This window comes from Microbacterium sp. cf046, assembly GCF_900114345.1.
Classification (GTDB): domain Bacteria; phylum Actinomycetota; class Actinomycetes; order Actinomycetales; family Microbacteriaceae; genus Microbacterium.
Map to the genome: position 1 here is coordinate 669827 of NZ_FOZJ01000001.1, position 18982 is coordinate 688808.

Here is an 18982-nt window from a genome sequence, read left to right on the forward strand (position 1 = left end):
ATGAGCAGTCGGACGCAGAGCGCGCTGGACTTCGACGCCCTTCGCAACATCCGGGCGACGGATCCGCAGGCGATCGGACGGGCCTTCGCAGCCCGCAGGCGTCGCGAACTGCTGCGCGGTGATGGCCGCCTCCTGATCGTCGCGGCGGATCATCCCGCCCGCGGCGCGCTCGCCGTCGGTCCGCATCCGACGGCCATGGCCGATCGCTACGACCTGCTCGACCGCCTTGCGATCGCACTCGGCCGGCCCGGCGTCGACGGAGTGCTGGGCACTCCAGACATCATCGACGACCTCGCCGCGCTCGGACTTCTCGATGACAAGGTCATCGTCGGCTCCATGAATCGCGGCGGTCTGCGTGGGGCGTCCTTCGAGATGGACGATCGCTACACGGGCTACGACGTCAGCTCGATAGTCGACATGGGGATCGACGTCGCCAAGACCCTCATCCGCGTGAACCTCGACGACGCCGGCACGGCGCCGACGCTTCAGGCGACCGCGGACGCCGTCACACGGGCCGCCGCCGCACGCCTGCCGATCATGCTCGAGCCGTTCATAAGCCGCTGGCAGGACGGCCGGATCGTCAACGACCTCTCGCCTGATGCGGTCATCCTCTCGATCGCGATCGCATCGGGCCTCGGAGCCAGCAGCGCCTACACGTGGCTGAAGCTCCCCGTCGTCGAGGACATGGAGCGCGTCATGGAGGCCACGACCATGCCCACGCTGCTGCTCGGCGGCGACTCGGGCGACGATCCCGACGAGACGTTCGCAAGCTGGCAGGATGCCCTCGCGCTGCCCGGCGTGCGTGGCCTCACGGTCGGTCGCACGTTGCTCTACCCCCCGGACGGCGATGTCGCCGGCGCGGTGGATACGGCAGCGGCGATGGTCCATCCCGCCATGACGCTCACGTCCGGGGTACGCACATGAGCACCGATCAGCGTTGGTTCCATCCCCGCGGCAGTCTCGCGCACGGCGGATGGGAGAGTGTGGTCGATGAGTCGGTTCCCGGCTGGGCGCACACCGGCATCCGCGTCGCCCAGCTGCACCCGCCGGACGTTCTCGACCTGCCGGAACGCGGCGTGGAGCGGATCGTCGTACCGCTGTCGGGCTCATTCTCGGTGACGCACACCGACGGGCGCTCGACGAAGACCACGCATCTGCAGGGCAGAGCATCGGTATTCGCCGGCCCGACGGACGTGCTGTACCTCTCGGCGGGGACCTCGGCCGAGCTGACCGGGGAGGGCCGTGTGGCGATCGCGGCTTCCCCCACGGAGGTCATCAAGCCGACGCGCCACATCTCCGCTGGCGAGATCCCGGTCGAGCTGCGCGGGGCGGGGCTGTCCAGTCGGCAGGTGCACAACTTCGGTACCCCGCAGGTGCTGGATGCCGCGCGCCTGATCGTCTGCGAGGTGATCACCCCCGCCGGCAACTGGTCGTCGTACCCGCCGCACAAGCACGACGAACACGTTCCAGGGCACGAGTCGCGGCTCGAGGAGATCTACTACTTCGAGGCTGCCCCCGTCGGCGGCTCGGACGCGGCCGAGGAGGCCGCATTCGCGATGTTCAGCACGTACTCCTCTCCTGCCGGTGAGATCGGCATCAGCGCGATGGTGAGGTCCGGAGACATCGCCCTGGTTCCTTACGGATACCACGGTCCCGCGGTCGCGGCGCCGGGCTACGACCTCTACTACCTCAACGTCATGGCCGGCCCTGACCCGGAGCGGGCCTGGCTCATCAGCGACGACCCGGCACACGCGTGGGTGCGCGACAGCTGGAACGGCCTCCAGGTCGACGCCCGCCTGCCATACACGACCCGGAAGGAAGGCCAGCACTGATGTCGGCGACGAAGCGGATGACCGTGAGCCAGGCGCTCATCGAGTTCCTGGCCCACCAGTGGACCGTCGACGCAGAGATCCGCGAGCGCACGATTCCCGGGGTCTTCGGCATCTTCGGTCACGGAAACGTCGCCGGCATCGGACAGGCCCTCAAGCAGCTCAACGTCGACCAGCCCGAGCTGATGCCCTACTACCAGGCGCGCAACGAGCAGGCCATGGTCCACCAGTCCGTCGGCTTCGCCCGGATGCACCGTCGACGTGCGACCTTCGCATCGACGGCATCCGTCGGTCCGGGCGCGACGAACATGCTCACCGGCGCCGCCCTCGCGACGACCAACCGGCTCCCCGCGCTGCTGCTGCCGAGCGACACGTTCGCGACACGCGTCGCCGACCCCGTGCTGCAGCAGCTCGAGCAGCCTTGGGACACCGGGCTCACCGTCAACGACGCGTTCCGGCCGCTGTCGCGGTTCTTCGACCGTGTGCAGCGCCCCGAACAGCTGTACTCGATCGCCCTCGCCGCGATGCGCGTGCTCACCGATCCGGTCGAGACCGGCGCGGTCACGATCGCGCTGCCCGAGGACGTGCAGGCCGAGGCTCTTGACGTTCCGGTGGAGTTCCTGCAGGACCGCGAGTGGCACATCCGCCGCCCGGTCCCCGAGCGCGCCGCGCTGGCCCGCGCAGTCGCAGCCATCCGCAAGGCGAAGAAGCCGTTCATCGTCGCCGGGGGCGGGGTGCTGTACTCGAGCGCCGAGAACGAGCTCCGCGAGCTCGTCGAGGCAACCGGCATCCCGGTCGGCACCTCGCAAGCCGGCGGCGGCGTGCTCGTGTGGGATCACCCCCAGAATCTGGGCGGCGTGGGGGCGACCGGCACGATCGCCGCGAACCGGCTGGCCGCCGAAGCCGACGTCATCATCGGCATCGGCACCCGCTACAGCGACTTCACGACGGCCTCACGCACGGCCTTCCAGAACCCGGACGTCGTGTTCGTCAACATCAACGTCGCCTCATTCGACGCGTACAAGCACGGCAGCCGGCTGCCCGTCATCGCGGACGCCCGAGAGGCGATCGCCGCGCTTTCGGCCGAGCTCGAACACTTCGGTATCACCGCCGAGTACGCCGAGCGGATCGCGCGCGAGAAGGCAGCATGGGACGGCACGGTGGACGCCGCGTTCGCCCCATCCGGACTCGAGCGGCCGGGCCAGACCGAGATCATCGGGGCCGTGCAGTCGGCATCCGACCCCCAGGACGTCGTCGTGCAGGCAGCCGGTTCGCTTCCGGGAGACCTCCACAAGCTCTGGCGCGTGCGCGATCCGCTCGGCTATCACGTCGAGTATGCGTTCTCCTGCATGGGGTACGAGATCGCCGGCGGAATGGGCGCCAAGCGCGGGGCGCTCGCCGACGGCTCCGACCGCGACATCATCGTCATGGTCGGCGACGGCTCATACCTCATGCTCAACTCCGAACTCGTGACCGCGGTGGCAGAAGGCATCAAGATCATCGTCGTGCTGATCCAGAACCACGGCTTCGCGTCCATCGGGCATCTCTCCGAGACCGTCGGCTCCGAGCGCTTCGGCACGAGGTACCGCGCATACGACGAGACGGCACGCAACTTCCAGAGCGATCGCGTGCTCCCCGTCGACCTCGCGATGAACGCGCGCAGTTACGGCGTCGATGTGATCGAGATCGCCCCGAGTCCGTCGGCGATCGCCGACCTGAAAGCGGCGGTCGCGACTGCCAAAGCCTCCGACCGCACCACTGTGATCCATGTGGAGAGCGACCCGCTCCTGTACTCGCCGAGCGGCGACGGGTGGTGGGATGTCCCAGTGCCCGAGGTGTCCACCCTGACCTCGACGCAGGAAGCGAGGGAGCGCTACGAGCGGGCACGCACCGCGCAGCGACCCCTGCTGGGGCAGGAGCAGGACCGGTGAGGGCATCGGTCGCGGGTGCGCCGGTCAGCTTCGGCGTATTCGAGATGACTCCGGAGGGTGCCGAGACGATCGGTCCGGACGACATGCTCGAGCTGCTCGCGGGGGCCGGCTACGGTGGCGTCGACCTCGGACCGGTCGGCTACCTCGGCCGCTCCGCTGAGCTGCAGGCACGACTGCGCCGGCATGGCCTCGAACTCGCGGGCGGCTGGGTGCAGCTGCCGTTCTCGGACGACGACGCCTTCGCAGCCGCGCTGCCGGCGCTGCGCGATGCTCTGCGGGTCTTCTCCGATGCGGCAGAGGACGGCCCCGAGCGCCTTCCCCTGCCGACCCTTGCCGACGACGGCTCGGTGGCGCGACGTGCAGCCCCGGGCCGAGGCGGCGAGGTCGACGCGCTCGCCGATGATGCGTGGGGCAGGCTGCGGACCAATGCCGATCGCGCGGCGGCGCTCGTGCGCGCTGCGGGCTTCGAGCCCACCTTCCATCACCACGCCGGCACCTTCGTCGAATCGCCCGTCGAGATCGACAGATTCCTCGCCGACGTCGACGTCGATCTCACGCTCGACACCGGCCACCTCCTCATCGCCGGGGGAAACCCGCTCGACGCGGTCCACCGGTGGGGCGATCGCATCAACCACCTGCACCTCAAAGACGTCGACCTCGCCGAGCTGCACCGGGTGCTCGCAGCGGGTGGCGGAATGCCGGAGGTGTGGTCGTCCGGCTCCTTCGTCGCCCTGGGCCGAGGTGACATCGACTTGGCTCCGGTCATGGACGCCTTCGACGAGCGCGGCTTCGACGGCTGGGTGGTCGTCGAGCAGGACGTGCTCAACGGCCCGGACGTGTCCCTCCTCGAATTCCGCGCGGCCCGCGGCGCCGACCAGATCGTCAACCGAGACGCGCTCCGCGACTGGGTCTGACGGCACACACGACAGGAACTCAATGGCACACGCCCCCCTCCGATTCGGTCTCATCGGCACGGGCCGCATCGGGCAGGTCCATGCGGCCGGCATCGCGGCCGACCCGGACGCGGTGCTGGCCTGGATCGCCGACCCGCTCGTGGAAGGTGCGCAGCGCGTCGCGGCCGCCTACGGCGGCATCGCGACAGACAGCGCCGAAGAGGTCTTCGCCTCGAATGCGGTCGACGCGATCCTCGTCGCCTCGCCGACGTCCACGCATGTCGATCTCATCGCGCGGGCGGTGGATGCTGGCCTGCCGGTGCTCTGCGAGAAGCCGATCGACCTCGACATCGGGCGTGTCGATGCGCTCCGCCCGAAGATCCGGACGGCCGGCGTTCCGGTCGCCATCGGGTTCAACCGGCGATTCGACCCCGCGTTCTCGAGCGTGCGCGCGCGAGTCGCGGGCGGCGAGATCGGCACGCTGGAGCAGCTCACGATCATCAGCCGCGACCCCTCCGCGCCGCCGGCAGCGTACGTCGCCGTCTCGGGCGGAATCTTCCGGGACATGGCGATCCACGACTTCGACATGGCGCGCTTCTTCCTTCCCGACATCGTCGAGGTGTCGGCCGTCGGCACGACGACCTTCGACCCAGGCGCTCGCGAGCACCGCGACTACGACACGGCTGTCACGACTCTGCGGTCGGCATCCGGAGCGATCGTGACGATCATCAATTCGCGCCACAGCGCGGTCGGCTACGACCAGCGCCTCGAGGCCTTCGGCGGGACGGGATCGCTGCACGTCGCGAATGCGCCGACGAGCCTGGTGAGCCTGTCGACCGCGACGGCGGTCGAGGCGCGACCGCCCTACGAGCCCTTCTTCCTCGAGCGCTACGCCGTCGCGTACGCGAGCGAGCTGCGAGAGTTCATCAAGCTCGCCCGAGGGGAGGCCTCGACCAACCCGACCTTCGAGGATGGTCGAGCGGCGCTGGTCATCGCCGACGCAGCGCAGGCGTCAGCGTCGAGTCGCAGGGCCGTCGCCGTCGATCTCGCCTGAGCGAGCCGCCGCGCCCGCCGCCGGCGCTCCCGATCAGACGAGCCCCAGCTCGCGAGCCGAGCGCACGACATCGCGGCGGCTGCTCATGCCGAGCTTGCCGAGGACTGCCGATACGTGGTGGTCGGCGGTCTTGGGGGAGATGTAGAGACGCTCCGCGAGCTCGCCGTTCGTGAGCCCCTGCGCCACGAGGCGTGCGACATCGAGCTGGCGGTTGGTGAGGCCCGCCGGATTGCTGCGCGTCGTGCGTCGCACCGGAGCGGGAAGGGAGTGGATGCCGCGCTCGCGCAGCATCGCCCGCGCTCTGGTCGCACTGCGCTCGACATCCAGCTGCTGGAGTCGCGAAAGCGCGTCGACGGCGACGTCGGGGGAGCGATCGTGCACGCCGGCGAGCGCCGAATCGAACGGTGCGCCGAGGGCGAGCCAGGCCTCCGCGGCATCGCCATGCCGTCCGTCGAGTTCCAGCCGGTGCGGTGGTGCGACCTGACCGCGCAAGGGCTGCATCCCGATCCTGTCCAGCCACACCAGGAGGTCGCCGATCGCCCAGGCGTTACCCGGCGTGGCATCGGCCTTCGCCACGAAATCGGCGGCCTGATCGAGCGCGGGATGACGGTCGCCGGTGAGCCAGGCGCGTTCCGCATACGCTGAGAGCACCGCCAGCTGCATGAGCGGCTCGCCGAGTTCGCGGGCGTGCATCCAAGCGAGCTCCAGATGCCGGTCAGTGGTGCTCGGGTCGCCGACTCGGCGGAGTCCCAGCAGTGCGGACAGCACGTGCGGCCAGATGAGGGCGAGCGGCGCCCCGTGGCCGTCGATCACCGCCGCGGCGTCCTCCCCCGACGCGGTCCAGCGCCCTCGGAGGAAGTGCAGACGGGCGCGCATCCCTGTCTGCCACTGATTGCAGATCGGGATGTCGCGCGCGATCGTCACGGGGATCGACTCGGCCAGCACAGCCTCTGCCTCGGTGAGGCGGCGGTGCTCGATGTCGAGAGCGGACAGGTTCGAATAGGCGGTCGTGCCGACCTCGTCGAGGGAGACCTGGATCGCCGCGGCAGCCTGCATGAGCAGGCGCGCGCGGCTCGGCACGCTGCCCTCCAGCAGGTCGGCGGCCGCCTCGGTGATGGCGATCCGCCGCCGCGCAGCATCCGTCTCGATGGTCTCATCGAGCAGTTCACGTGCGGCTGCTGCGATCGTGCGGGCGGTGCCGACATCCTGCCGTCGGTACGCCAGGTAGGCGCGGGTGGCCTGGGCGGACGCCGCTGCGGCCGCACCGGCGCCCGCCTGCGCGGCGAGATCCGCCTCCTCCTCGGCATCGCGCCGACGCGCCGAGTAGTACTCGATGATCGCCTGGCGATCATGCGCTTCGGCGATCCCATCGGGGTCGCCCAGACGCTCACGAATGGCCAGTGCCTCTCGGGCCGACATCCGGGCGTCGGCGAGGCGGCTGACCATGTACTGCTCGGCGCTGAGCAGCGCGAGAAGCTCCGCACGGGCGACGGAGTCACCGTCCAGTTGATCGACCGCGAGCGAGAGGAACGCGACAGCTTCCGTATGCGACCCCGTGAGCGTGGCCTCTTCCGCCGCGAGCCGCGCATACCGGAGCGTCCGCTCCGAATCCTCGGCGGCGACGGCATGGTGCGTGAGCACGGCGTGATCGGTCGAGCCGATGCCCTCGAAGGCATCCAGCAGAAGGCGGTGCAGCCGGCGCTCGGAGGCGGCCGGTGTGCCGTCTGCGATCGCGAGGCGCGCCAATTCGTGTCGGAAGGCGACTCCGCGCCGATTCCGCACGAGCAGGCTCGTCGATTCCAGTCGACGCAGGGTCGGCACGTCGATTCCGAGACCGGGAAGGAGCCGATCGCCGAGTGCGTCCGGCGCGGCGGCGACGAGCTGCAGCACCTCGATGTCGGCGGCGTCGAGGCCGGCGGTGCTCGCGATGACGGCGTCGCGGATCGTCCGAGGCAGCTCCTCATCGGGATGCCGGGCGATCTCCGTCACGAAGAACGGGTTGCCGCCGGTCAGGTCGTGCACACGTGCCGGGTCGGGACCGCCGGGGCCGAGCACGGCGCTGACCGCCTCGACCGACAGCGGCTGCAGAGCGACGTGCGTGGAGTGCTCGCTGCGCGCGATCTCCCCGAGGAGCGGGAGGAGGGGGTGACCGAGTCCGATGTCGGTGTCGGTGTCGCGGTAGCTCACGATCAACAGCACGGGAAGCCGGTCGATTCTCCGGGTGAGGAACCTCAGCACCTCGACAGAGCCGGCGTCGATCCACTGCGCGTCCTCGATGATCAGGACCGTGGGCGCTTCGCCGACGAGGTCGAGGAAGTCGGTCTCGATCGCCCGTGCACCCTCGGAATCCCGGCGGGCCCGGTCGTCGAGGCCGGCGAGGATCTCGCGGATCGGGCCGAGCGGACGCGGTGTCCCGAGCGGATCGCACAGGCCGCGGAGCACTCTCGGCCGCCCGTCGTCAGTGGGCGCGGCTGATCGGCTCGGATCCCGGTCATCAGCGCCGAGCACGGCGGCGAGGAGGGAAGTCTTCCCCGACCCCGCCTCTCCGGTCAGCGTCACGATGCGGCCGGCCTCGTGCATTCCGCCGAGCTCCCGACGCAGTGTCTCCGTCTCGAGCGCTCGCTCGAACAGCCCCATGGCATCATCGTAAATGCCATGGGGCCGGTCGGGCGAGTCACGCCTGCGGGCAGGTCTCGATGGGGAAGGCACCTCCGGAGGTCAGAGAGCGGGCCGCCCGACGAGCAGCCGCTTCCGTTCGGCGCCGACCCACTGGATCTCTCGTGCCCGCGCCGCCTCGCGGAGAATGGCGACGGACTCGTGCGTGTGAGCGATTCCGGCGCGGCGGAGCCGGCGGACGCGCTCTCCGAGCACGCGACCGAGGAGATCGGTGAGCCTGCCGGTACCGATGAGGTAGTGCTCGGCCTGCGCGCCCGGTGACGCGAACACCGACGAGGCGTACGCGCTCATCGGGCCTCTCCCGCGGTCTGCGGTCCGAACTCGGCGACGACCTCGGAGACGAGGTTGGCGGGGAAACCGCCCCGTCGCGCGTGTTCGCGGACCGACTCGGCGTCGTCGGTGCTGTGGAGGCAGTACAGCTTGTCGCCCGCGACGTAGGTGGTGATCCAGGTGTACGGGATGCCGAGCGAGTCCACTGCCGCGTTCGAGGTCTGGGAGATCTCTGCCAGCTCCTGGTGAGTCAGGCTCGATGCACCGGGCACCTGGCGTTCGATGAGGAAGGTCTTCATGATGATGGATCCGTTTCTTTTGTCGAGGACCGGTGTGTTCACCGGCTGGATCCATGTTCGATTCCGACCACGGGCGCCCGCATCGGGATGGATTCCCCATGTTGTGGAGCGGACATCCCCATGTCTCTGAGCGGTCGACGTGGCCGGCGGGAGGCATCGAAAACCGCGCAGCGGGCCGGCATGTTACTGCTTCCGGCTCGCCACAGGAAGGGGCAGTCCGGCACCGCCTCGGTGGCTCTAATGTTCGGTGAGCGCGATCCGCGCCCCCCGGAGCACCGCGCACGACGCGGTGCTCGCACCAATGAAGGAGACAATCATGCTCTGGACCATCCTCGGCCTCATCGTCATCGGCCTGATCGCCGGCCTGCTCGCCCGGGCCATCATCCCCGGCAAGCAGAGCATGGGCATCCTGCTCACGATCGTCCTCGGAATCGTCGGCTCATTCGTCGGCGGGTTCCTCGGTTACCTGCTGTTCGGCGCAGACCCGAACGGGGGCTTCCTGCAGCCCGCCGGCATCATCGGCTCCATCATCGGAGCGATCATCGTGCTGGGCCTGTACGTCCTGGTCGCCCGTCGCCGCGGCACTCGCGCGCCGTAGCACCACCGCGGCGCCCGAGCCGAGTCCGCGCCCGGGCGCCGCGGAGCCTCCCCTCGCTTGTAGCTTGGTGCTGTGACGAGCGCACCTGGTGGTCGGCGGAACTTCATCGCCGCGTCCGCCGAAAGCGTGAGCTTCGGCGTCGCGAATCACCTGACTGCGGCCGCAGTGGTGCTGCCGTTCATCTGCGTCGCCTTCGGCGGCAGCGCGTTCGCAGCGGCCCTGATCTTCCCGATCTTCACCGGCGCCACCCTGCTCGGCGCCGTGCTGGCGCCGCGCGTGCTGGGTCTGCGTCCGGTCGCGAGGTCGCTCGCCCTCATCCTCGCCCTGATCGCGATCGTGTTCGCGATCACCGCGGTGGGCATCCTGGTGGTCAGTCCCGACTGGCTGAACGCCCTCTGGATCGTCGCCGCCATCGTCGGCCTGCTGTCGGGGGTCGCATCGATCGCCGTCGTGGAGGTGATGTCCTCCGCGCTTGCGACTTCCGAGAAGGCGGCGCTCAGCGTCGTGCAGAGCACGGGCGGCGCGATCCTGACCCTGGTGATCACGATCGTGCTGGGCCTCTTCTTCCTCGACCCCGACGGGCGCGACGCGCACCTCGCGCTCCTGTGGGTCGGGATCGTCGCGATGCTCGTCGCGGCGCTCTCGCTGCTGCGGATTCGTCCGGCCGGCGACGCTCCGGTGATCCCGCAGCACTCGATCGGCATCCTCGACGCGCTGAAGTCTCGTCCGGATCGGAAGCACCCCTGGGTCCGTGAGTTCCTGATCACCCAGGTGCTGTTCCTGTCCATCGCCCTCGGCACCAGCTTCTACAGCGTCCACGGGGCCACACTGCACGGGCAGGAATCCGAGGCCCTCCATTACATCGTCGCCGTCACCGCCGTGGGCAGCCTCCTGTTCACTGCGGTGTGGACACTGAGCCGTCGCAAGGCCACGATCCGCGGGCTGCTGCTGACGGCCGCGGCGCTGGGCGTGTTCGCAGCGGTGGCGGCGCTCATCGCGGATTACAGCGGTGCCGAAGCATTGCCGATCCTGAGCGGCGTGGTCATCGTGTTCGCCGCCGCCGGCGGTGCCGCCACCTCGAGCACCCGTTCGACCTGGATGTATCACAACCTCGGAACCGAGAACGACACCGAGATCATCATCTTCTGTCAGATCGTGCTGGGCGTCACCGCCACCGCCGTCGGGCTGGGCCTCAGCCTGCTGGCCCGCCTGGACACGGTGCTGCCGGCCTGGGTCATGCTCGTGCTTTCCGCTTATGCGCTCTTCCATGCGCGGCGGGGACCGCGGGTCCGCATCCTCGACATCCGCCCCGGTCACGAGCACAACAACCACGGACGGCACTTCGGTGGATTCCACTGGTGAGGATCGGCGGCCGCTGCCGTTGCGTGAGACTCAGTACCGCGTAGAATGAGACGCAGTACCACCCGCTGAACCCAAGGAGTCCGTCATGGCCGACGCATCCTCGTACACGCCCCCCGTCGAGGACTACGCCTTCCTCTTCGCCGACGCCTTCGGCATCGACGTGGTCTCTCGTGCCACCGGCGGAGAGCTCACTGCCGAGGACGGGACCGACATCATCGCCGGAGCCGGCGAGTTCGCGGCATCCGTCATCGCGCCACTGGAGATGACCGGCGATCGCGACGGCGCGCGACTCGAGGACGGTCAGGTGAGTCTGCCTGCGGGGTTCGCGGAGGCATATCGCGCGTTCGTGGACGCGGGCTGGGTGACGGCCGAGGCACCGGTCTCCGCGGGCGGCGACGGGCTGCCCGGGGCGGTGCGTGCCGGGCTCGGCGAGATCTGGAATGCCTCGAACGCGGCGTTCGCCCTCTGCTGGCTGTTGACGTCGGGGCAGATCCACGCGCTGGATGCCGCGGCATCCGATGAGATCCGCGAGACGTACCTCGCGAAGCTCGTATCGGGCGCGTGGACCGGAACGATGAATCTCACCGAGCCTGGGGCCGGCACCGATCTCGGCGCCATCCGCACGATGGCCTCGCCCCGCGACGACGGCAGCTGGTCGATCCGCGGGCAGAAGATCTTCATCACGTGGGGCGACCACGACATCGCCGAGAACATCGTCCACCTCGTGCTCGCGCGCACTCCCGGAGCGCCCGAGGGGGCCAAGGGGCTGTCGCTGTTCGTCGCACCGAAGATCCTCGTGAACGAGGACGGAAGCCTCGGCGAGCGCAACGCCGTCACGACGGTCTCCATCGAGCACAAGCTCGGAATCCACGGCAGCCCGACCTGCGTGCTCGCTTACGAGGACGCGACCGGATACCTCGTCGGCGAGGTGGGTGGGGGCCTCGCCGGCATGTTCGTGATGATGAACGCCGCGCGAGCGGGGATGGGGTTCCAGGCCACCGGGATCGCGGATCGCGCGTACCAGCAGGCCGCGACGTATGCCGCGGGACGCATGCAAGGCGGAGTGCTGGACCGTCCGGCCGGCGCCCCGATCGCCGAACACCCGGATGTGCGCCGGCTGCTGCTGTCGATGTCGAGCAAGATCTTCGCGATGCGCGCCCTCGGCGTGTACGTCGGCGACCTGCTCGACCGGGCCGAGACGGACGGCGACCTGGTGAAGCTCGCCGAGTTCTTCGTGCCGATCCTGAAGGGCTGGACGACCGAGGACGCGATCCAGGTCACGAGCGAGGCCATCCAGGTCTACGGCGGCATGGGCTTCATCGAGGAGACCGGCGCCGCGCAGCACTACCGCGATGTGCGCATCACGACGATCTACGAGGGCACGACCGCGATCCAGTCCAATGACCTGGTCGGCCGCAAGGTGCTCCGCGACGGGGGCGCCACAGTGGCGGACCTGTTCGGGCAGATCGGCGAAACGATCGCTCAGCTGCACGGTTTCGACCACGTCGTCGCGACGCGGACCGCCGAGCGCCTCGAACGAGCCGTCGAGGCCACCCAGCGGGCGACCACCGATCTGCTGGCCTTCGCCGCCTCGCCGCGCGACGCCTACGGCGTCAGTGTGCCGTACCTGATGCTCCTCGGCACGCTTGCCGGTGGGTGGATGCACGCGCTCGCGGTCGCCGCCGTGCTCACGCACTCGACCTCGACTGAGGCGGATGCCGCCCGCCTGACCTCGGCGGACTTCTACGGTGCCCACCACCTCCCCCGCGTGCACGCCCTGGCCGAGACGGTGGCCAGCGGCGAGATCGGCTGACTCCCGGCTCGGAGCGGTCGCGGACCTCGACGGCCGTCCGGGTAGAGGACTCACCCCTCACTCGGCGAGGTGCTTCAACCGCTTCTTCGCCTGCTTCTCGACGAGGACCTCGACGAAGTCGCGCACGCGTGCATCTTCGAATTCGGCGTAGGTCTGGGTCACCACATCCCGCACGGTCGATGTCGGGTAGTCCGGAAATCGTGTGGCGAGGCGTTCGACGATCTCGTCGATCGTCTTCTCGGCGGGGGGCGGATCGTGTGTCATTTGGATCTCCGGTGGCGAGCGGTGCTCACACGCTACCGCCACCGGCGGGCACAGCGTGAGCAGTATTCTGAAGCGATGGTCGCGGGGCGCGCGGAGTTCGGTCCGGTCCGCATCGCGTGGATCGATGCAGCGGCATCCGCCCCGCCCCCGTCGAGCGTGCTGCAGCGGCTCGGCGAGGAGCAGGTGCAGCGTCACGAGCGGCTGCACGGGATCGAGGCGCAGCGGTTTCTCGCCGGGCGGTGGCTCCTCGTCGGACTGATCGCCGAGCTCACCGACGTCCCGGATGTCGGGTTCACCACGACCTGCGAACGGTGCGGAGCAGAGCACGGTCGACCGCGACTGGAGAAGTCCTCTGTGGCGGTGAGCGTGAGCTACGCGGGCTCGCTGGTGGCGGTCGCGGCGGCGCGACAGGCGGATGCCGCGGCGGTGGGCGTCGACATCGAACCGGAGCCGAACGGCGGCGCGCATCGGCCGTTGCAGGACCTCGCCGCTCTGTTCGCCCCGGCAGAGCCCCCCGACACGGAGGAGTGGACGGTGATCGAAGCCGCGCTCAAGGCCGACGGGAGCGGGCTGGCCGTCGACCTGTCCGAGGTGCGGGTCGGCGCGGTCGGAGGTGGTCGCACGCCGTCATCCCGTGCGGTTCGCATTCCCCAGCGCGCCGAGAGCCTGGAGGCCGAGACAATTCCCGGCCCTGCCGGCTTCGTGCTCAGCGTGGCGATGGCCCCGGCCACGGGCGGGCATCCGGCCTGATCGGCGCTGCCCTGATCTCGCGCGGCAGGGCCGGCAGCTGCGGGAGGTCGAGCCATGCGTGCATGAGGCCGGCGAGCGGCACGTGCGAAACCTCCTCGGCGAGCGGGATGAAGTCCGCTGTGGTCGCCGTCGCGGCGCGATGGTCGCGTGTCCAACTCTGCAGGAGCCCGAAGAACGCACCGTCGCCGAGAGTGACGCGCAGCGAATGAAGCGTGAGGGCGCCGCGCTTGTAGACGCGGTCGTCGAACATGAAGTCCGGCCCGGGGTCGCTCAGCACGAGATCCTGCGGGAGGTCGGCGAGCCGGGCGTGGTGGGCGACGGCCTTCTGGTGTGCCGTGCTTCCACCCGAGTTCTCGGACCAGAGCCACTCCGAATAGCAGGCGAAACCTTCGTTCAGCCAGATGTCCTGCCACTTCGAGACACCGACGCTGTTGCCGAACCACTGGTGCGCGAGTTCGTGCGCGACGAGGCGTTCCAGTCCGCCTGAGCCGTCGATGTGATTGGCTCCGAACACGCCGATGCCCTGAGCCTCCAGCGGAATCTCGAGGTCGTCGGCGGTCACGACCACCGCGTACTCCTCGAGCGGGTACGGCCCGAAGAGGCTCTCGAACACGGACACCATGCGCGGCAGATCGGCGAAGTCGGCATGCACCCGTGAGGCCAGCGCGGTCGGGTAGAAGAGGCGGCCGACAGGGCCGCCGAGTGAGACCGTCTCCTCGACGTAGCGCCCGACGTGCACCGTCATCAGATACGTCGGGGTCGGGGCGTTCTGCTCGAACACCCGGGTGACCTTGCCGCCGCGAGTCGTCTGAGCCGTGCGGACCCCGCTCGCGACCACCGCGTAGTTCTGATCGACCGTGACCGACACCCGCGAGGTCGCCTTGTCGGACGGGACGTCGTTGCAGGGGAACCAGGTGGGTGCGCCGGTGGGCTGCGACGCGACCAGCGCGCCGTCCTCGAGCTCCTCCCACCCGATGGTGCCCCAGCGGGAGCGGCGTGGTCGCGGGGCGCCGGCGTACGCGATCGCGATCTCGAAGGGGACGCCCGGCGCGAGTGGCGCAGGAAGTGTGATCCGGAGTTTGCGATCGCTCTGGTGGAACGCCGTGACGCGCATGCCCACGGCGGTCACCTTGGTGGCGCGAAGCCCGACCAGGTCGAAGGAGATCACCTTGGTGGTCGTGAGCGCGCGGCCCCTGATCACCGCGTGACCGCTGAGGCGATTCGTGCTGACCTTGTAGTCCAGCGTCAGGTCGTAGTGGTCGACGCGGATGCCGGCATCACCGCTCTGCGGGATGTATGCATCAGCACTCATGCGTCCGCAGACTGATACGCCCGCACTTTCACCGCACGCCATGGTCCGATCGGGTTGCCGCTCCAGCGGCTGCCGACCGGCACCGATTCACCGCGCATCACGAGCGAGGCAGGTCCGACCGTGGCGTTCGCACCGATGTTCGCGGCCGGGAGGATCACGCTGTGCGGACCGAGCGTCGCGCCCGCTTCGATGGTGACCGTGTCGATGCTCATCACTCGATCATGGAACAGATGCGTCTGAACCACACATCCGCGGTTGACCGTCGCGCCGTCGCCGAGGGTGACGAGGTCGGGTTCGGGCAGCCAGTAGCTGTCGGTCCAGACTCCGCGCCCGACTTTCGCGCCCAGTGACCGGAGCCACATCGCCAGCGCGGGCGTCCCGGCTGCCGCATTGGCGAACCACGGTGCCGCGACCATCTCGGTGAACGTGTCGGAGACCTCCGTTCTCCACACGAAGCTCGACCACAGCGGGTGCTCGCCCGCCCGGATCGGGCCGACGAACACCCATTTCGCGATCGTCGTGATCAGTGCCGCGACGGCCCCCGCCGCGAGCAGGACGATGCCCGACGCCAGGATCGCAACGGCGAGATTCCAGGTCTCGATCATCCAGCCGAGGCTGAAGAGCACGGCGAGCGCGATCGCGCACGTGATGAACACCGGAATCACGCGGCAGAGCTCCCAGATCGCGCGCGCGACCCGCAGGGCCGGTCGTGGCCGATAGGTGCGGTCGAGGTCTGCGTCGTTCACGACGCGACGCAGCCGGACGGCCGGCGAGCCGAGCCATGACGACCCCGGCTTGGACTTCTCCGGGGCGACCGAGAGGACCGCGACCAGGCCGTCGCGGGGGACTCGATGACCGGCGCCGGCCATGCCGGAATTGCCGAGGAATGCGCGCTTGCCGATCCTCGCCGGACCCAGGTGCATCCATCCGCCCTTGAGCTCGTACGTCGCGACCATTGTGTCGTCGGCCAGGAATGCGCCGTCATCGATCGTCGTCAGCGACGGGATGAGCAGGACGGTGGAGGCCTCGACGTCGCGGCCGACCTCGGCGCCGAGCATCCGCAGCCAGATGGGCGTGAAGAGGCTGGAGTACAGGGGGAACAGGATCGTGCGTGCCGAGTCGAGCAGGCGCTCGGTCGTCCATGCCTGCCATGCGATGCGGCCGCGCACCGGATGCACGCCCTCCACGAGTCCGATCGACAACACCCGTACGAACACGACCACGGCGATCGCGAAGGTCAGGCCGACGAGGAGCGTCGCGGGGATGAGCCAGACGAGCGCCGAAGGGATGGCCTCTGCGATCGACGCCGAACCGCGGATGCCGTATGCGAGGAGCACGCCGCCCGTCGCGATCGCGAGGAACGGGAGCAGGCCGAGGACGGCGGAGGACGCCCCGTATGCCCACAGCCAGCGCTTCGGCGTCGGAGGGCGCTCCGGCGCGAGCGGGCTGGTCGTGCCGCCCACGCGGACGGCCGGCGAGCCTGCCCAGCGCTGTCCGGCGCGGACCCGGCCGAAGACAGCGGACCCGGGTGCGATCTCGGCGTCGCGTCCGATCCTGGTGCCTGGGGCCAACGTGCTGCGCGTTCCGATCGTCGCACCGGCGCCGATGCTGATGCCGCCGATCCGCACGGTGTCACCGTCGATCCAGTAGCCGGACAGGTCGACCTCCGGCTCGATCGCGGCGCCGTCCGCCACCTCGAGCATCCCGGTCACCGGCGGGAGGGAGTGCAGGTCGATGTTCGCGCCGAGCTTCGCCCCGAGGGCGCGCGCGTAGTAGCTGACCCAAGGTGCGCCGGCGAGCCCCACCGGGTCGACCTGATGGGCGACCTGCTCAGCCAGCCAGAGCCTGAGGTGCACGCCGCCGCCGCGCGGGTAGTCGCCCGGTTTCAGCCCGGACAGCAGGATGCGTGCGACGGCCGCGGAGGTCGCCATGCGGCCGAACGGGGTCACGAAGAGGATGAGGCCCAGGACGATCAGCCACAGCGGTGCTTCTGGGAGGAAGTCGAAGCCGGGGAACAGCTGCAGGATCCAGCTCGCGGCCAGCAGCCACGCCGTCCACCGCAGGCCCGCGAAGATGAACAGGGGGACCCCCGCCAGGCTCTGCACCCACTGCATGATCCGCGGAGTCGGCCGCGCGACGCTGAACGTGTTCGGCAGGTCATCGAGCTCCGTCGCCTCTGCCTCGACGGCATCCGCCATCTGCCGCAGGCGTGGAAGGTCGTAGACATCGGTCATCGTGAACTCGGGGGCGCGCGCGCGGATGCGGGACACGAGCTGTGCAGCCGCGAGCGATCCCCCGCCGAGCTGGAAGAAGTCGGCATCCTCGTCGCCGGGGCGGATGCCGAGCACCGCGACCCACTGCTCGGCGAGCCAGGCCGCCGTACCCGAGAGCGTCGAGTGGGCGGCATCCGTGTCGGTGAGCGGCCATGGCAGCGACGCCTTGTCGACCTTTCCCGACGTGCGGACCGGAAGGTCCTCGACCACGGCGAGCAGCGGGATGAGCGGTGCCGGAAGCGTCTGGGCGAGCTCGGCCCGTGCGGTCTGCCGGTCGAAGCCCTCCGCGGGCACGACGTAGCCGACGAGTAGCGGGACGCCTCCATCGGACCGCTGGACGACGACGGTCGCGGCGGACACGGCACTGAGCGACTGCAGCGCGGATTCGACCTCGCCGAGCTCAATCCGCCGCCCGCCCACCTTGACCTGGTCGTCGGCGCGACCCTGGAAGAGCAGGCCGGCCGGGTCCAGCCGAACGAGGTCGCCCGATCGATATGCCCGGTCCCATCCGAGGGTCGGCATCGACGCGTACTTCTCGGCATCCTTCGCCGGATCGAGATAGCGGGCCATGCCCACACCCCCGATGATCAGCTCGCCCACCGCGCCGTCCGCGACACGAGCACCTGTCGCGTCGACGACCGCGAGCGCCCACCCGTCCAGCGGCAGACCAATACGCACCGGCCCTTCGCCGTCGAGCAGCGCGGCGCATGCCACCACGGTCGCTTCGGTGGGGCCATAGGTGTTCCAGACTTCACGACCTTCTGCGACCAGGCGAGCGACGAGCTCCGGCGGGCACGACTCGCCGCCGAAGATCAGAAGGCGGACGTTCTCGATCGCGTCCTGCGGCCACAGCGCCGCAAGCGTCGGGACCGTCGAGACGACGGTGATCCCGTGGCCGACCAGCCACGGGCCGAGATCCTCGCCGGAGCGCACCAGCGCCCGCGGCGCGGGCACCAGGCACGCGCCGTGCCGCCACGCCAGCCACATCTCCTCGCAGGACGCGTCGAACGCGACCGAGAGTCCGGCCAGGACGCGGTCCCCGGGTCCGAGCGGCGCCGACTGGACGAACAGTCGCGCTTCCGCGTCGACGAACGCGGCTGCCGATCGGTGCGTGACCGCGACGCCTTTCGGGACCCCGGTGGATCCGGACGTGAAGATGATCCACGCATCGTCGTCGACGGTGGGCGGTGGGACGACGGGTATCGCCCGAGAGCTCGGGTGCGGTGCGTCGCCGACGAACAGACCGTCCGGCGACGGCGCTGCAGTCGTCGGATCCGCGAGCGTGAACACGCCGGATCCGGTGATGACGCCCTTGACCCGGGCCTCGCGGAAGACGAGCTCGGCGCGCTCGGCCGGGTCGTCGGCATCCACGGGCACGTACGCGGCGCCCGCCGCCAGGATCCCGAGGATCGCCACATAGAGATCGCGACTGCCGGACGGCATGCGGACGCCGACCCGGTCTCCGCGATGCACGCCCTGAGCAACGAGGCGGGCAGCGGTTCGTCCGACGTGGGCGAGGAGTTCGGCGTAGCTCAGCGCTCCGTCCGCGTCTTCCAAGGCCGACGCCTGCGGATGGCGGCTGCTCGTCTCCCGGAGGATGTCGATCAGCGTCCGCGGCGCGGGAGCCGCAGACGACCGATCGAGATACTCCTGCATCG

At 69.8% G+C, this 18982-nt stretch carries 15 protein-coding genes; 9 read left to right on the top strand and 6 right to left on the bottom strand.

Translation table 11 applies throughout. From position 1 onward, the window contains the following. From BM349_RS03055 to iolG, 5 genes are read left to right on the top strand one after another with little or no spacing between them, the layout of a single operon-like run. Positions 1-924, top strand: coding sequence for a class I fructose-bisphosphate aldolase (locus BM349_RS03055; protein ID WP_217645642.1), 924 nt, complete (start codon positions 1-3; stop codon positions 922-924). Then, the gene (gene iolB / locus BM349_RS03060; RefSeq protein ID WP_091702639.1) at positions 921-1832 is read left to right on the top strand and encodes a 5-deoxy-glucuronate isomerase; all 912 of its coding nucleotides are present in this window, start codon (positions 921-923) and stop codon (positions 1830-1832) included. Before BM349_RS03055 ends, iolB begins: the two co-directional genes overlap by 4 nt. Beyond that, entirely contained in the window at positions 1832-3760 is a 1929-nt protein-coding gene (gene iolD, locus BM349_RS03065; RefSeq protein ID WP_091702643.1) for a 3D-(3,5/4)-trihydroxycyclohexane-1,2-dione acylhydrolase (decyclizing), read from the top strand. The genes iolB and iolD overlap by 1 nt, the downstream gene beginning before the upstream one ends. Next, a complete protein-coding gene (locus BM349_RS03070; RefSeq protein ID WP_091702647.1) occupies positions 3757-4674 on the top strand; it encodes a sugar phosphate isomerase/epimerase family protein in 918 nt (305 codons plus the stop codon). Before iolD ends, BM349_RS03070 begins: the two co-directional genes overlap by 4 nt. A 22-nt stretch (positions 4675-4696) precedes the next feature. Further along, complete coding sequence (iolG, locus tag BM349_RS03075) at positions 4697-5707, top strand: inositol 2-dehydrogenase (protein ID WP_091702651.1); 1011 nt, start codon at positions 4697-4699, stop codon at positions 5705-5707. Between the two features lie 33 nt (positions 5708-5740). Here the strand turns inward: iolG and BM349_RS03080 are convergent, their stop codons facing one another. The 3 genes from BM349_RS03080 to BM349_RS03090 all read right to left on the bottom strand — a co-directional run bounded on the left by BM349_RS03080 (position 5741) and on the right by BM349_RS03090 (position 8994). Beyond that, positions 5741-8344 (bottom strand): AAA family ATPase, encoded by a 2604-nt coding sequence (locus BM349_RS03080; RefSeq protein WP_091702654.1) that lies wholly within the window; start codon positions 8342-8344, stop codon positions 5741-5743. Positions 8345-8425: 81 nt separating this feature from the next. Further along, positions 8426-8674 (bottom strand): hypothetical protein, encoded by a 249-nt coding sequence (locus BM349_RS03085; protein ID WP_091702657.1) that lies wholly within the window; start codon positions 8672-8674, stop codon positions 8426-8428. Next, positions 8671-8994, bottom strand: a complete 324-nt coding sequence (locus BM349_RS03090; RefSeq protein WP_254773700.1) for a DUF4242 domain-containing protein — start codon at positions 8992-8994, stop codon at positions 8671-8673. The genes BM349_RS03085 and BM349_RS03090 overlap by 4 nt, the downstream gene beginning before the upstream one ends. Positions 8995-9268: 274 nt before the next feature. On the opposite strand from BM349_RS03090, the gene BM349_RS03095 reads away from it, so the two are divergent. From BM349_RS03095 to BM349_RS03105, 3 genes are all read left to right on the top strand, one after another. Next, positions 9269-9550 (top strand): GlsB/YeaQ/YmgE family stress response membrane protein, encoded by a 282-nt coding sequence (locus BM349_RS03095; RefSeq protein WP_091702660.1) that lies wholly within the window; start codon positions 9269-9271, stop codon positions 9548-9550. A gap of 72 nt (positions 9551-9622) precedes the next feature. Then, a complete protein-coding gene (locus BM349_RS03100) occupies positions 9623-10912 on the top strand; it encodes an MFS transporter (protein WP_091702663.1) in 1290 nt (429 codons plus the stop codon). An 85-nt stretch (positions 10913-10997) separates the two neighbouring features. Next, the gene (locus BM349_RS03105; RefSeq protein ID WP_091702666.1) at positions 10998-12725 is read left to right on the top strand and encodes an acyl-CoA dehydrogenase family protein; all 1728 of its coding nucleotides are present in this window, start codon (positions 10998-11000) and stop codon (positions 12723-12725) included. A gap of 57 nt (positions 12726-12782) precedes the next feature. On the opposite strand, the gene BM349_RS03110 is transcribed toward BM349_RS03105, so the two are convergent. Then, entirely contained in the window at positions 12783-12989 is a 207-nt protein-coding gene (locus BM349_RS03110; RefSeq protein ID WP_091702669.1) for a three-helix bundle dimerization domain-containing protein, read from the bottom strand. A 75-nt stretch (positions 12990-13064) separates the two neighbouring features. Between BM349_RS03110 and BM349_RS03115 the strand changes: the two genes are divergently transcribed. Next, the gene (locus BM349_RS03115; protein WP_091702672.1) at positions 13065-13739 is read left to right on the top strand and encodes a 4'-phosphopantetheinyl transferase family protein; all 675 of its coding nucleotides are present in this window, start codon (positions 13065-13067) and stop codon (positions 13737-13739) included. Here the strand turns inward: BM349_RS03115 and BM349_RS03120 are convergent. Both BM349_RS03120 and BM349_RS03125 read right to left on the bottom strand, forming a co-directional pair. Beyond that, the gene (locus BM349_RS03120) at positions 13696-15051 is read right to left on the bottom strand and encodes a M1 family metallopeptidase (protein WP_091702675.1); all 1356 of its coding nucleotides are present in this window, start codon (positions 15049-15051) and stop codon (positions 13696-13698) included. The two genes, BM349_RS03115 and BM349_RS03120, sit on opposite strands and share 44 nt — an antisense overlap. Next, entirely contained in the window at positions 15048-18980 is a 3933-nt protein-coding gene (locus BM349_RS03125) for a Pls/PosA family non-ribosomal peptide synthetase (RefSeq protein ID WP_091702678.1), read from the bottom strand. The genes BM349_RS03120 and BM349_RS03125 overlap by 4 nt, the downstream gene beginning before the upstream one ends. Positions 18981-18982 lie beyond the last annotated feature (2 nt).

Bases quoted from the DNA above. Each gene is read 5' to 3' on its own strand.
- iolD (WP_091702643.1), top strand. From the start codon at position 1,832: ATGTCGGCGACGAAGCGGATGACCGTGAGCCAGGCGCTCATCGAGTTC.
- BM349_RS03080 (WP_091702654.1), bottom strand. From the start codon at position 8,344: ATGGGGCTGTTCGAGCGAGCGCTCGAGACGGAGACACTGCGTCGGGAG.
- iolG (WP_091702651.1), top strand. From the start codon at position 4,697: ATGGCACACGCCCCCCTCCGATTCGGTCTCATCGGCACGGGCCGCATC.
- BM349_RS03085 (WP_091702657.1), bottom strand. From the start codon at position 8,674: ATGAGCGCGTACGCCTCGTCGGTGTTCGCGTCACCGGGCGCGCAGGCC.
- BM349_RS03055 (WP_217645642.1), top strand. From the start codon at position 1: ATGAGCAGTCGGACGCAGAGCGCGCTGGACTTCGACGCCCTTCGCAAC.
- BM349_RS03120 (WP_091702675.1), bottom strand. From the start codon at position 15,051: ATGAGTGCTGATGCATACATCCCGCAGAGCGGTGATGCCGGCATCCGC.
- BM349_RS03105 (WP_091702666.1), top strand. From the start codon at position 10,998: ATGGCCGACGCATCCTCGTACACGCCCCCCGTCGAGGACTACGCCTTC.
- BM349_RS03115 (WP_091702672.1), top strand. From the start codon at position 13,065: ATGGTCGCGGGGCGCGCGGAGTTCGGTCCGGTCCGCATCGCGTGGATC.
- BM349_RS03095 (WP_091702660.1), top strand. From the start codon at position 9,269: ATGCTCTGGACCATCCTCGGCCTCATCGTCATCGGCCTGATCGCCGGC.
- BM349_RS03125 (WP_091702678.1), bottom strand. From the start codon at position 18,980: ATGCAGGAGTATCTCGATCGGTCGTCTGCGGCTCCCGCGCCGCGGACG.
- iolB (WP_091702639.1), top strand. From the start codon at position 921: ATGAGCACCGATCAGCGTTGGTTCCATCCCCGCGGCAGTCTCGCGCAC.
- BM349_RS03110 (WP_091702669.1), bottom strand. From the start codon at position 12,989: ATGACACACGATCCGCCCCCCGCCGAGAAGACGATCGACGAGATCGTC.